Origin of the sequence: Microbulbifer aggregans (assembly GCF_001750105.1) — a bacterium.
Lineage (GTDB): Bacteria > Pseudomonadota > Gammaproteobacteria > Pseudomonadales > Cellvibrionaceae > Microbulbifer > Microbulbifer aggregans.
The window spans coordinates 1846325-1859810 of record NZ_CP014143.1 but is presented as its reverse complement, the minus strand read 5'-3'; the positions used below and the strand labels follow the sequence as shown (position 1 = coordinate 1859810).

Here is a 13486-nt window from a genome sequence, read left to right as displayed (position 1 = left end):
AAGTTGAGGCAGTTTCTTAAGAAAGGTCGTCCCAGGCCAAAAAACGATCTATTTGAGCGTAAGCTGGCCTGAAGAACACCGGCCGGGGCATTGCCCCGGCCGGCCCTGCTCCGCAGCTTAGGCTGCCGGCAGGAAGTCGATTGGATAGAGAATCGTAATCGTCGGCACGCCCGCTTTCGGCCCGAAGTTGAAGCGCTTCACCCGGGCAACGATGTTGCTGTTGAGCGCCGGTGAGTCCATATCGCTCGACTCAACTTTGGCCATGGATACGGTTCCATCCGGCTCGATGGTGATTTTCAGCACCATACGCCCCTGCAGCGCCGGGTTGTTGCGCAGCTCGCGGTTGTATATCCGGTAGAGCGTTGCCTTGTAGCGGTCGAAGACAATCTGAATTTCCTCGTCCGTCCGGGACGGGCCCACACCATCGCTGAGAGGACGATCCTCACCGGCAAAGTCTCCCTCACTGCCGATACCACTCTCAACACGGGTAAAGGCGACGCCTGCAAGCGCTGTCCCTGTACCACCCACATTGCGGCTGAGCTCTGCGGTGTTGATACCACCACTGCCCGCTTTTGCCTGCGCAGTAATCAGGGAGCGCTGGCTGCGGTTCTCCTTCTTACCCGCGGTGCTCAGCTGGGTACGCTCACCCAGGCGGTTGTCAAGGTCATCCTGCATCAGGTCCTGGAAGTTATCCTTGAAGGCCAGCACACCGGCCCGCTCAGCCTTCTTCCGCGCCGGCTTCTGCTCGGCCTTGCTGGGCTTGGGCTCTTCCTTGGCAACTTCCTGCTTGGGTTCAGGCTTCTTGTCTTCCTTCGGCTTCAGTTTCTCCGGCTCGGGCGGTGGCTTGGGCTTGGTTTTCTTCTCGATCACCAGCTTTGCCAGGCGCTCGGGGATCTCCACTACCTCGTCCTCCGGCTCAGGCACCTGCCAGAGCGGCACCAGGTAGCCGAGCATCAGAGCCAGCAATAGTGAAGCAAGCAGGCACAGACGGAAACGGCGTTCGTCCTCGCCATTCTTGTGCCAGGGCATGACCGCAATACGGCCATCACTCAGCTCCAGGTCACGGGTGACCTCGAACTCAAACTGGGACTCCTCCGCCTCGCGGCGAATAATATCTGCCCGCTCATCAAGCGCGAATACCTCGTCCTCGCAATCCTCTATCTGCTCGTGCACCCGGCGACGCTGATCCTGGAGCAGGTCGAGGCTGGCATTATGGACGCTGACTGCTCGATGGATATGCTCAATCGTGTGCTGGGATACGCCCTCCCGGTACCCTTCGGCCCAGAACAGCTCCCCGGCATCCATATCCTCCAGCTTGCCCAGGCGCTCGGAGATCTCGCTGAGCAGGTCATACTTGGCCTGCTCTTCATGCAGAACCGCCAGCTCCGCATCAATCTGCGCCTGCTCTTCTTCGAGCGCAGCGATACGGCGGCGAACGATCTCCAGCTCATCCTTTACGGCGCGCTGTTGTTGCTGAAAATTAGTCACAGACTTCTACTAACCCTGAGATGCTTTCTGAATGACCGCCAGCGAGACCTTGGTATAACCGGCATCGGTGCAGCTCGACATCACCTTCTTCAGCAAGCTGAATGGAATGGTACGGTCGGCAAGAATGTTTACTTCAGGTGGCAAAATTGGCTCTTCTTCACCAGCAGCGTCCACCTCAACAGCCTCACCTTCAGGCTCTTCGGATGCTGCGGCCGCGATGCCGGCCTCCAGCTGGGCATTAATCTTTGCCTGGGTAATCGCCTTGTCCATTTCCGCAAGCATGGCCTGCTTAATGGCCTCAACTACCGTCTCTTCACTGGCCAGTACTTCGCTGGTGGCAATGACAGGATTGGTTTCGATGAGGATCTCCTCCTCGGTCACCATCAGCGTCACCGTCTCCCGGGGCTTGGACTCCACAACGGAATCCGGAAGCGTAATGACCTTTGGGGGCTCCAGCGCTTCATTACTGGACGTATTGGTGAGCAGGAAGAACACCAGAATGGTGAACACGTCCATCAGCGAGGTCAGATTCATGCCCGGTGTCTTGCGGCGACGACTGCGGGCCATACGCTTCATGCGGCGGCTTTCATGTCTCACGGTGCATCTCCTAAAGAAATATCCGGGAACAGCTCAACCCGCTCCACCGCTTCGGGGTCCTCCGGATCGGCATCTTCTACGCGCACTTCAGTTCCGCGCACCGCATCCATGACCCCAACCAGATGTTCGTAGGCCACATCCGGCTCCATCAAAATGATGGAGTCTGTCTTTTCCGGGTAGCTGGCCTTTACCTCGAGCAAGAACTGGCTCAACTTGTTCAGGTCGTAGACTTGCTCGGTAGAGAGAAGCTCTACAGCCTGCCCATCCTCGGCGGCCATAGTTGCGTCTGCAGCTGGCTCTTCGGCCGATTCTTCCTCACTGCCGCCCAGGTTTGGAAACCTTGCAATAACCTTTTCACCATCGCTGATTTCCAGAGCGTCCTGGCGAACTACAACCTCAACAGTCACGGTGGGATCATCGGGCGTCCCGCCACCGGCACCGGATGGCATATCCAGCTCCAGAATCGTGACTCGCGAGAACACTGCAGAGACCAACAGGAACGGAACCAGCACCACCATCAGGTTCAGGAAGGCGGTAATATCGAGCTCCGGGGCCTCTTTACTTCTTCCGTGGCGACGCCTTCTCATCACGCGTTATCCAGTGCTTGCTCGCCCTTCTTCGCCTCAGCGGCGGCGCCACTGGCCTCGGCATGCGGCTCTTTTACGCTTTCTTCACCTTTGGCTTTCTCAGCAGCCTTGCCGGTTTTCTCTTCAGCTTCTACGTCACGGCGACGGCGAGAGGAAATTGAAATGATGTTGAGTGCCTTCACGGACACCATCTCCAGACTGTCGACGATCTCACCGGTCAGCGAGTTCAGCAGCGCGTGGATGATCAGCAGGGTAATACCGACCATCAGGCCGAAGGCGGTGGTGTTCATCGCCACAGAAATACTGGCTGACAGCAGGTCGGCCTTTTCTGCCGCGTTGGCATTGGCTACCGCAGTAAAGGCCTCGATCAGGCCCATAATGGTACCCAGCAGGCCGAGCAGCGTTGCAATATTGGAGAAGAGTGCGACATAGGGGGTGCGCTTCTCGAGCTGCGGAATGATCTCCATCATGCTCTCTTCCATCGCAATCTCGATGTCTTCACGACGGCGCACTGCACCCTGACGGGCGAGGCCCATCGCAAGCAGCTTGCTCACACCGGAGTTGTCCTGCTTGACCAGGTTACGCGCACGATCAAAGTCACCGGAATTGAGGACCGGCTGCAGTTTGTCCCACATGGAGCGGTTGGTGTGGCGCTCATAGACCAGGCGGATATAGCGCTCGATAGCGACCGCCGCCCCCAGGGCGAACACCACGAGAATGGGGTACATGAACGCACCACCAGTCTGGAAGAAAGCGATTACGCTGTTGAAGAAATCCATTACAAACCCTCTTAGAAAAACTGCAGTAGCTGCGCGTAGATTAAAATTCTGTTTTAGCCTCCAGGCCTTCGCTTAAGCCTGGTGAAACCATCAATCTTCGGAAAGACTCAAGCGGTAGAACTCAAGCTCACGGGAAAAAACCTCTTTGTCCAGCGGCTGTAACTTGTCGTCCATCAGACTGGAAACCAGTTCGCTCTCCACTCCCACTTCGGAACTCTTCCAGGGCACAATGTACAGCGACTTCGGCGCCTCCTTGTTACCGATAATGGAAATACCGGAAAGCTCCTTCACGTCGCTATCGACTTTCTTCTCAGCTGCGCTCGACTCCTGGGCGAATGCGGCCAGTGGGGCAAGGGAGGGCAAGCCAAGAGCGAGGACAAGTACATTGATTACTGGACCAGTCTTCCAACTCATTATTAGATTCTCCGCTTCAAGCCGGCCACCCAGATCGGGACGTCTTTGTCTTCGGGCTCCAACTGCAGGTAACGCTCGAATTGTGCCAGAGCGCACTGGGGATCTTGCAGATACAGGTCACACAATATGCCGAAGTTTTTGATCAGTGGTGCGTAGTCAGGATTCTGCCGCTGCGCATTGCCAAACAGTTCACGTGCTTCCTCAAAACGCCCTTGCCGGCGGAAGAGCACTGCCAGCTCGTTCGCGGCAACAGGGTGATTCGGGAAAACCTCCAGGGCCTGCAGCAGACTCTCCTCGGCGTGCTTTTCATCGCCGGACTGATAGTAGGCAATCCCCAGATTGATATAGGGCGCAGGGAGGCGCTGCTCGCGCTGAACAATATCCTGCAGTAGTTCGATCGCTTCCGGATAGCGCTCTCCGCGCAAAAGCTCCAGCGCGCGGTCAAAATCACGTTCAACCGAACCGGACACTCTGACAGTGGAAGGATCCACAACTCGACCACCCGCTTTCTGCGGTGCACCGGAGCAGGCGGCAAGCATGGTGGCGATCAGGCCTACCGATACCAGCCTAATCAGCATTCTTGAAACTGACTGCATGACTAACCTTTGTTGTTATCACTAGATCCCGGCCTAGAATCCAAAAGACCGGTCTACCCATGTTCAACTTTCGTCTGCGGGCGCCTCGACCTCTTCAGGCTCGGGCCGTGGCACGATAGAGGGCATATACTCACCCACTTCTTCAGCCCGGGCGTATTGAGCCGGTACGAGTCCCGCCAGCTTGGCAATACTGTCCTGGATCCAGCGGTTGTAGATCCCCATACCGAGCAACTCGATATTTTTCTCGTGGACAGAGATCGCCCGCTCCTCGAACGGATAGATCTGCTCCTCCAGCGCCAATTCGTACTCCTCCAGCTCGAGTGCTGAGAGGTTGGTGGGGCGCTCGGAGTCGCGCAGGGCACGGCTGAAGTGGAGATAGATCTCGGCCAGGTAAAACGTCGACGCTGCCGTCACATCGGCAACCTGATAATCAATCAGGTTGGTATACGCATCGATGGCCGCCTTCATCCTAGTGCGCTTCAGATCCAGATTCTGCTTGATCGGCGACACCAGTGAAATCGCAGTAAATGCCTCAAACTTTGGTTCTGCCAAGACGAGCGCTGCATTACCGGCCAAGTAGCGAGTACGATCCGTTCTTCCTGCCCCGCCCTCTCGTTCAATTCTGACCATCCGCTCCAGCTGAGCGCGGTATTGTGACTGAGCACCAGCATCCTTATGCAGATCTGCGATCCGCTGATGGGTTTCCATCGCTGGTTCCAGCGGTCTGGGGAACAGTTCCACATAGCGCTGCAACACAGTCAGCGCCTTATCACTGCGGTCTGCAGCCTTGTACAGATCTGCGGCTTGCGTCAATGCCTCACGACGGACATCATCATCGTCAGACTCCCGCTCGATGCGCTCAAACTCCGACGCAGCCAGCAGCAGCTCGCCACTCTCCTGATACACCACCGCCAGCTTTTTCGTCACTTCCCGGATCAGCTTGTGTTCGGGGAAATGCTGACGGAAACCATTGAGCACCGCAGCTGCCTTGGTCCAGTTCTCAAGGGTAATCAGGGCCGCGGCAGCATCATACTCGGCCGTAGCCAACAGCTTTGCACCGGGAGCAGCCTTGCGGATACGCAGGAAGTGGTCTGCCGCCAGCTGGTAATTCTCTTCCTTGCGAGCAAGGTCACCCTGCTGATAGATGGATGCGGCCAGGTTATCGACCAGATCCATTCTGTCTTTGGCGTCTGGCGCAGTCAGGGCGAGCGCCTGCCCGTAGGCCTGCTCCGCTTCCGGGTACGCCTCGGTGTCGAAAGAGCCGTGCGCAACCAGAATCCATGCCGAGCGACGGATGCCCTGCTCTGCCTGCGGGAAGCGCTCCAGCAACAGGTGACCATTGGCTACGGTCTGCTCATAGTCACGCAGAGAATAGAGGTCTTCGACAGCACCCACCATAATCTGGGGCGCCTTCTCGTGCTGTTCGAAAGTCTCCGCAAACTGCAGTGAGGAGCGAATGATTTCCCGCTGCATAGGTGCACGTTTCGCAGCAGGTGCATCTTTCAATGTCGTATCGAGATGCTCGCGATAGGCGTAGACCGCTGCATAACCAGCTTCACTGGAATTCTTGTGCTGCGGATACTCGTAGGCGGTACGCTCATATTGTTTACCGGCACCGAGGAAATCCCGGTTTTCCAGCATCAGGCCGGCAAACTGGTAATTGATTTCCGGAGCCCGGGGCTGATCGGAGAAAGAGGCGAGGTAAGCGCGGTACCAGTGAATTGCCTCCTGGTAATGCTCTGCCTTCTTGTCCTTGAGGCGCTTATCCTGGTAGGCGGCATGATAGTGGCTGGCCAGGTCGATCAGGTTGGCCTGCAGGAACTCCACCACCTCACCGTATTCGTTGATATCGAATACGTTCCAGTACTCCGCATCCAGCGCATAGGTATTGGCGAACGTCTTCTTCGACTCCAGAACCAGACGGGGGAAGCCACCCTTCTGGTAGATCTCGATCACGCGGATTGAGAAGTCCGCCGACTCGCGGTGCAGCGGGTTACGCTCAACGAAAGTATTGTAGGCCTCTGCCGCATCCTGATAGCGGCGCTTCACCAGGTAGTATTCACCCAGGTGGCTGTAGATATGCGACTCGTAACTCCGCCCACCTTTGCGATTGAAATAATCGACGATCGATTCAGCGCCCCCAAGATAGGAAAAGCTGAGACTGATCACGCGGAAAGTGTCTTCTATGTGCTTTTTCTCGACTTTGTTGGTCTGCTGGTCGAGGTCATAACCCTCCGACAACTTGTAGTCCAGCATGGCCATGTAGTCGTCGAGAGCCATCTCGTACATATCCTGCTTGAACAGGGCCCAGCCGCGCTTATAAAGCGCCAGTTCGTGAAAACTGGAAGCGGGGCCCATTTCAATAACCTTGCCGTACGCCTCTTCGGCATCCAGATATTTTTTCCGGGTGAAGTAGTATTCGCCAAGGCGGAAGAACGCTTCATCCAGATGGCGTGATCCGGGGTACTTGGCGGCCATTTGGCGTAGTACATCCACAGCTTTATCGACCTGTCCCGTTTCCTCGTAGGCACGGGACAGCTGATACATCACCTGATCATTACGGTCGTAAAGTGGGTATTTGGCCAGCAATTCCTCGTATAGCTGGATGGCTTCGCGGGCGTTGGCCGCAAGCACCGCTTCGGAATCGCCCGGCGCCTGCACAGGGGCAGAATCAGCCTCGATGTCGACCGCACCACTGGCGCGCTGCTCGAACTCTCGATCGGACTCGGTAGACGCGGCTCCCGCAGAAGCGGTCGACGCGGCACTGCTTACACCCAGCGGGACAGATGTCGGCTCAGGAGCGGACAAAGCTGGGGAATCGGAACGACCACCGCGCGAAATAGCGATCTCTGCGGCACTTTCAGGGGAAGCCCCCCCTTCAGCTCTCTCTTGTCCTGACGGAGCTGTGCTCCCCGCAAGAGAGGCAGCCTCGGTGCGGTGGGCCTGCTTGATCTTCAGGTCGGCGATGCGTCGCATCGCTTCTGGCGTGAGCGCACTCTCCGGCGTCTCTTGCAGATATTTCTGGTAGCTGGCTAGCGCCTTTTCCAGACTGCCGTCGATGTACTCTTCTTTGACCTCAATCTCGACACTCTGCAGGCTGCCAATGGTGTTGCGGTCGTTAACCGCGCAGCCCTGCACGAGCAAGCCCAGCGCAGCGACGGTTAGAATACTGTTTGCACGGTGAACACTCGCGCGAATCGCCGTGGTCAATGGGGAAATCCTGGCCGGCTTCACTGCGCAACCTCCTGTTCCGGCTCGCTTGCAGCCGGTGCATCCAGCTCAGGCGGGTTGTCCTGTGGAAGCTGCTCATCGTCTTCAGAACCCGGCTCTACACCTAGCTCAACTTCATTCGAATCTTGCTCTACCACGATTTCCGCAGCTTTTTGCAGAGCTTCGACTTTACGCTGATCTTCCCGCATCTCCTGTAGCTCATTGGCCCGGTCATAACTATCTGCCAACGCGAAACGCGCTTTAATCTGGTAGCTCTCCAGCTGCGCCCGGCGCCGCTCCAGCTCGTCAATAGCCAGGGTCTCCAGCATTTTACCCTGACGGGCCATCAGCATATCGAGACGGGTCTGACTCTGATTCAGACGCGCGCGCAAGTTGCGAATGGTATCGTCGTAGCCGGTGTAGCTGTGTGTGGCTGCCTGACGACTACGGACATAGGACTGGTAGGCGGTTTGCAGCTGTTCAATTTCGACATTGAGCTGCTCCAGGTGCTTGTAGGCTTCTGTCAGTCGCGCGTCATATTCGGTCGCCAATCGGAATTGCAGCACCCCTTCAAGGCGCTCAAGCCGGCGCAGGGACTCTTCACCAACCACCTGATTGCGGGTGCGCGACCGCAATTGCTTGAGCTCTGCCAGTGCAGCCTGTTCTTCAGCAAAGGCCAGGTATTCGGGACGGCGGGTGACTAGCATCTGTTCGATACGGGCTGCGAACTTATCGCGCTCTTCAACGCGCATCTGAATTCGTGCATCTAACTGTCGGAACTTCTGATCCAACCCTGGGAGCAGCGGCTCATAATAGCTCCTGCGCAAACCGATGATATCTTCATAGGCCGTCAGGCTCTGCAACCAGCTTAAATTGCGTTCAAACAGATCGTTCAAATCGCGGTAGTTGCGCAGGAATTCCTGATAGTCATTGGAGGCCATCAGGTCGAGTAGGTAGTGGGTTTCCGGGGCCCCGGGGATGTCCCGCAGGGTTACCACCCAGTTTTTCACCTGATTGGCCTCTTTGCGGCGCAGGGCCTCGAGGAACTTGCCCTCACGGATACTCACAATGGAGTCTGTGAGCGTATCGATTTCATTGCCGAACTTGTCCAGCGCAAAACCGTAATTGATCGCCGCTGTACTGTGTACGTCCAGCTTGCCATACGCGTAAGGCACCGCCAGCATGGACTCCTGCACCGCTTCATTAGTGGTTTGACGGGATTGCAGAAGTTTCCAGGGCACCAGCGCGCGGTCGTAGCGACCAGCCCGGGCCTCCACCCAACCAGCCCCCAGCAAAGCCCTATTGGAGAAGGGCCCCTCAAGCTGTACGCGGTCAAAATAGGGGCGCGCCAGCTCCAGCTTGCCGGCGTCCATCAAGTAGGTACCCAGTAACAGGTTGGTTTTGTCGTATAGCGCCTGCTTTGCCGGGTCAGAGCTGCGCTCCTTGCCCAGCGCGGTCAATTCACGCACACCGCGCTCCGCATCACCGGACTTCAGCAGTGCGATTCCCAGGTTAAATTCGACAAAGCCCTCGAGCCGGGACTCACCCTTGAGGTCACGAAGCAACGCCACCGCCTCTTCAAAGCGGCCGAGCTCCATATAAACCCGGGCGCGCAGAAACTGCTCTTCGGGGCGAACCCGCTCAGGCACCTGCCCCTCGATCATTTCGAGAGCGTGCAGTGCGTTTCGCGGTTGCTGCTTGTGATAGTGAATTTTGGCCAGCCGATAGGCTGCCTCGTTTTTAACCGGTTGGGGCACATTGCCTTTTAACACGGCTTCGATGGCACGCCCCGCCTCGCGGTGCATCCGATAGGAAAGCTCGAGATCGCCTACCGAGAATTGGGCTTGACCAAAATGCGCGGAGAATGGATCGAGCTCAGGCTCATCCAGCCTGCGATATTGATTGAGCTCCGTATCGAGCGTCACGATCGCATCAAAGAACTCTTCCTGGTGAGCCTCGTACATCGCGGCGCCGAAAAAGAGATCCCGCAATGCGTCTTCACTGCGATCCACAGCGGCAGCCGGTGCAGCCAACATCATGGGCACCACAACAGGTGCTAACGACCGCAATACGGTCCCGGCGGATCGATTCATGATCGCGGGAGCGGAGACCAGCCTCTCAAACATGATTACCAGTCCTTGAAGCTGATGGCTGATTGCTCTCCAGCGATTTCAATCTCCACAAATGCGGGCCCGACCCGCTTCTCCACTGTGTGTGTGGCAGTGGCCCGCAGCTCGCGACCGGACGCCGACTTCCCGAGAAAGCTGACCTCCAGTGGATGATTGCCTGATTGCACGTTGGCTGTGTGAATTTTCTGCACCCCACCCTTCCGCAATGCTTCCAGCTCTCGGAAGGTGTAAAGGTGATGGGCCACCACTTCGTTATTCAGCTTCAGCTCCACCGCCTCGAGATCAAAATTGCTCTCTTTGGGCAGGGAAACGAAAAAGGCTGCCTGAGTATTGGAGGGAAAGAGGAGCTTTTCCTCGAGCTGAGTCAGCTCGGCAGTCAGCTCGATCACATCTTTCTTGGCATCCTGAATCTGCTCATCCAGGCCTCGGATTTCATCGCGACTGACTGACTGCGCAAACACCAGCGACGCCGACAGCATCAAAAAGGTTAACTGTAGAATTCGGAACATTTTTTCTACCTCTTGCCCTACTTCTAGCGGTGGACGTCGGGGAATCGCGACCGTGATAGCCGCTTAAAAACCTATACAGGGGGACTGTGCGAGTGTGGATTGTATTTCAATCCACGCGCCACCAGATGTGAGGCAAGTCATATCTCCGCAATTCCACGCCAAGGCGTAAAGTGCGGATACGAGATCATCACAGGGCGAACTTTATCTTCTGGAGACAAGCCCTAACAGAAGATACCTGCCCACTGCGACTCAACTCGCGTGAGGAATGTGCGGAATGGCAAATTTAAGACAAAAAAAAGGCACTCGATGTCGAGTGCCTTGTATTTGGTGCCCAGGGCGGGACTTGAACCCGCACGCGCATAGCGCACTACCCCCTCAAGATAGCGTGTCTACCAATTCCACCACCTGGGCTAAAACTACTTGTTACTGCTGGTCGCCTTCTTCTACTTCTTCAGACTCACCCTCTACAGCCTGGGGGATTTCGTCGACTGCAGGCGCCTGGGTTTCTGGCATCTCGTCCAGCTGCGGCACATCACTCTCCAGAGCCGGAACTTCTTCAGCAGGACCAGGCTGCTCAACAGCCGCCGGAGCCTGCGGCAGGTCAGCGTCGATATCGGTATCGGCGCCCTGCTTTGCCAGCACCGCCAAACCGAGGCTGGTTACAAAAAATACGGTGGCCATAATGGCGGTCATGCGGGAGAAGAAGTTACCACTACCCTGACTGCCGAATACGGTCTGTGAAGCACCCGCACCAAAAGAGGCACCGGCTTCTGCGCCCTTGCCCTGCTGAAGCAGAATAAGCCCGATGATGCTCAGGGCTGTCAGGACGTGAAAAATTAAAACCAACTTTTCCATTTTCAGGAAACCCGCTATCTGGGCCGCAGCCCGTTTTCAGTATTCTCTCAGCACACCACCTCGGTGGCAATGCATTTTGCGCCAACTTGGCTGCGCCAATCAGCCCGCCCGGCAGATGCCTGCGAACTCCGCTGCATCGAGGGAAGCCCCTCCAACCAGCGCGCCATCAATATCCGGCTGCGCGAAGAGCGATGCCGCGTTGGCAGATTTTACACTGCCGCCGTAGACAATCTGCATTTCCTCACCCGCGGCACCCAAGCGCCCGCGAATAAATTCGTGTACAGCCTGCGCCTGCTCCGGAGTGGCGGTCTTTCCGGTCCCTATGGCCCAGACCGGCTCATAGGCGACAACCGCACCCTTCCAGCAATCATCCACGGCCAGCTCGGCCACGGCATCCAACTGGCTACCGATGACCTCCAGGGCCCGCGATGCTTCGCGCTCCTCCAGGGTCTCGCCAACACAGAGAATGGGCACCAGCCCAGCTTCTTTAGCCGCAACGTATTTCTGGGCCACCAGCTCACTGGTCTCACCGAAAAGGCTGCGTCGCTCCGAGTGTCCGACGATCACGTAACGAACACCGAAATCCTTCAGCATCGCAGCGCTCACTTCACCGGTGAATGCGCCGGCTTCGCGCTCGCTCACATTTTGCGCCCCAAGGGACACACTCGGACGCCCCGCTTCCTGCAGCAGATCTGCCACAATCGGCAGATATGGAAATGGGGGACAAAATGCTACATCGCAATCGACCCCATTGAGATCCAAATCCCTGAAAAACTGGCCAGCAAACTCGCGGCTGCCGTTCATTTTCCAGTTGGCTGCTACCAGCGTTTTACGCATGTGTGCTCCTTCAAGGGGCGCAAATCTTAGCGACATTGCCGCCAACATACAACAGAAAATCAAAAAGTTTCTGCTGCTCCATTACGGGGTACTAGCCGCGCAAAAAGGCCGCACTGGCTTGCGCATCAGCCATTGCCGATACGCTCGACCACCCGGGCAATATCCCCGGCTAACTGCTCCACCTCACTGCGCTCGACCCCCTCTACCATCACACGGATGAGCGGTTCAGTACCCGAGGGCCGCAATAGCACCCGCCCCCGGTCCCCGAGCTGAGCCTCCGCCTCGGAAACCGCACTGCGCACATCGTTGTGGTCGAGCACGCCGTCGCGATGGGCGAGGCGCACATTGATCATATGCTGCGGGAGCATCTTCATGCGTGCGCGCAGCGCCTCCAGAGGTTCGCCGAACTCCTCCAGCGCCCGCAATACCTGCAGGGCCGAGATAACGCCGTCACCGGTAGTGGTGGCATCAGCACAGATGATATGGCCGGAGGACTCACCACCAAGGTTCCAGCCGTTGGCCTGCATTTTCTCGAGAACGTAGCGGTCACCGACCTTGGCCCGTTCGAAAGGAATGGAGAGCTCCTTGAGCGCCAGCTCGAAGCCGTAGTTACTCATCTGGGTGCCAACCACACCACTGCAGCCGCCCAGGAACTCATGCCGGTGCAAGGCGATGATAAACAGCAGCTCGTCACCATCTACAAGCTCACCGTTGCGATCCACAAACAACACCCGGTCGCCGTCGCCATCAAAGGCGATGCCGAGATCAGCGCCCTGCTCAACTACCGCCTGTTGCAGCTTGGCCGGCTTCGTGGAACCGCAATCCAGGTTGATATTCTGCCCGTCCGGACTGGTACCGATGGCAATCACTTCGGCGCCCAACTCCCGGAACACCTTGGGTGCGATGTGATAAGTGGCGCCATTGGCGCAATCCAGGACGACCTTCATGTCATCAAGAGCAAATCCCCAGGGGGTCGAGGCTTTGCAAAACTCGATGTAGCGGGCTGCCGCGTCGTCGATACGCCAGGCTTTACCCAGGTTTTCCGCGGATTCCATCGGCAGCTCTAGCGCCGCCTCGATATCCAGCTCCACCTGGTCAGGGAGCTTGCTGCCACCGGCACTGAAGAACTTGATGCCGTTATCCTGGAAGGGATTGTGGGAGGCGCTGATCACGATGCCGGCCTGGGCGTGGAAGGTCCGCGTCAGGTAGGCAATAGCCGGCGTCGGCATGGGACCCAGCAGGCCGACGTCAACACCGGCGTTGATCAATCCGGCCTCCAGCGCAGCCTCAAACATGTAACCGGAAATCCGGGTGTCCTTGCCAATCAGGATGCTGGGACGGTGCCCGCTTTTACTGGCCGCCTGCTCCGCCAGGACCTTGCCGGCGGCGTAGCCCAGGCGCAGCATGAAGTCAGGAGTGATTACTCCCTTACCAACATGGCCACGGATACCGTCGGTGCCAAAATACTTTCTCGCCATCTTTTGT

12 protein-coding genes and 1 tRNA gene are annotated in these 13486 nt (G+C 57.3%); all 13 read right to left on the bottom strand.

Going from position 1 to position 13486, the window contains the following annotated elements:
* Window positions 1-117: 117 nt before the first annotated feature.
* The gene (locus AUP74_RS08140; RefSeq protein ID WP_069947143.1) at window positions 118-1488 is read right to left on the bottom strand and encodes an AgmX/PglI C-terminal domain-containing protein; all 1371 of its coding nucleotides are present in this window, start codon (window positions 1486-1488) and stop codon (window positions 118-120) included.
* Between the two features lie 9 nt (window positions 1489-1497).
* Window positions 1498-2085, bottom strand: coding sequence for an ExbD/TolR family protein (locus AUP74_RS08135; RefSeq protein WP_226999919.1), 588 nt, complete (start codon window positions 2083-2085; stop codon window positions 1498-1500).
* Entirely contained in the window at window positions 2082-2672 is a 591-nt protein-coding gene (locus tag AUP74_RS08130) for an ExbD/TolR family protein (RefSeq protein ID WP_069947141.1), read from the bottom strand. The genes AUP74_RS08135 and AUP74_RS08130 overlap by 4 nt, the downstream gene beginning before the upstream one ends.
* Window positions 2672-3451, bottom strand: coding sequence for a MotA/TolQ/ExbB proton channel family protein (locus tag AUP74_RS08125; protein ID WP_069947140.1), 780 nt, complete (start codon window positions 3449-3451; stop codon window positions 2672-2674). The genes AUP74_RS08130 and AUP74_RS08125 overlap by 1 nt, the downstream gene beginning before the upstream one ends.
* A 90-nt stretch (window positions 3452-3541) precedes the next feature.
* Window positions 3542-3865 carry a hypothetical protein gene (locus AUP74_RS08120; RefSeq protein WP_069947139.1) on the bottom strand — a complete coding sequence of 108 codons (324 nt, stop codon included), beginning with the start codon at window positions 3863-3865 and terminating at the stop codon, window positions 3542-3544.
* A gap of 2 nt (window positions 3866-3867) precedes the next feature.
* A complete protein-coding gene (locus tag AUP74_RS08115; protein ID WP_069947138.1) occupies window positions 3868-4443 on the bottom strand; it encodes a tetratricopeptide repeat protein in 576 nt (191 codons plus the stop codon).
* Between the two features lie 81 nt (window positions 4444-4524).
* Window positions 4525-7695, bottom strand: a complete 3171-nt coding sequence (locus AUP74_RS08110; protein ID WP_226999918.1) for a tetratricopeptide repeat protein — start codon at window positions 7693-7695, stop codon at window positions 4525-4527.
* Entirely contained in the window at window positions 7692-9797 is a 2106-nt protein-coding gene (locus tag AUP74_RS08105; RefSeq protein ID WP_083260871.1) for a tetratricopeptide repeat protein, read from the bottom strand. The genes AUP74_RS08110 and AUP74_RS08105 overlap by 4 nt, the downstream gene beginning before the upstream one ends.
* A gap of 2 nt (window positions 9798-9799) precedes the next feature.
* Window positions 9800-10309, bottom strand: a complete 510-nt coding sequence (locus tag AUP74_RS08100; RefSeq protein WP_069947137.1) for a hypothetical protein — start codon at window positions 10307-10309, stop codon at window positions 9800-9802.
* 325 nt (window positions 10310-10634) lie between these two features.
* A tRNA-Leu gene (locus AUP74_RS08095) sits at window positions 10635-10720 on the bottom strand.
* A 12-nt stretch (window positions 10721-10732) separates the two neighbouring features.
* Complete coding sequence (gene secG, locus AUP74_RS08090) at window positions 10733-11164, bottom strand: preprotein translocase subunit SecG (RefSeq protein ID WP_069947136.1); 432 nt, start codon at window positions 11162-11164, stop codon at window positions 10733-10735.
* A gap of 99 nt (window positions 11165-11263) precedes the next feature.
* On the bottom strand, window positions 11264-12001 hold the full coding sequence (gene tpiA, locus AUP74_RS08085; RefSeq protein ID WP_069947135.1) for a triose-phosphate isomerase: 738 nt from the start codon (window positions 11999-12001) through the stop codon (window positions 11264-11266).
* Between the two features lie 125 nt (window positions 12002-12126).
* Window positions 12127-13479, bottom strand: a complete 1353-nt coding sequence (gene glmM / locus AUP74_RS08080) for a phosphoglucosamine mutase (protein WP_069947134.1) — start codon at window positions 13477-13479, stop codon at window positions 12127-12129.
* Window positions 13480-13486 lie beyond the last annotated feature (7 nt).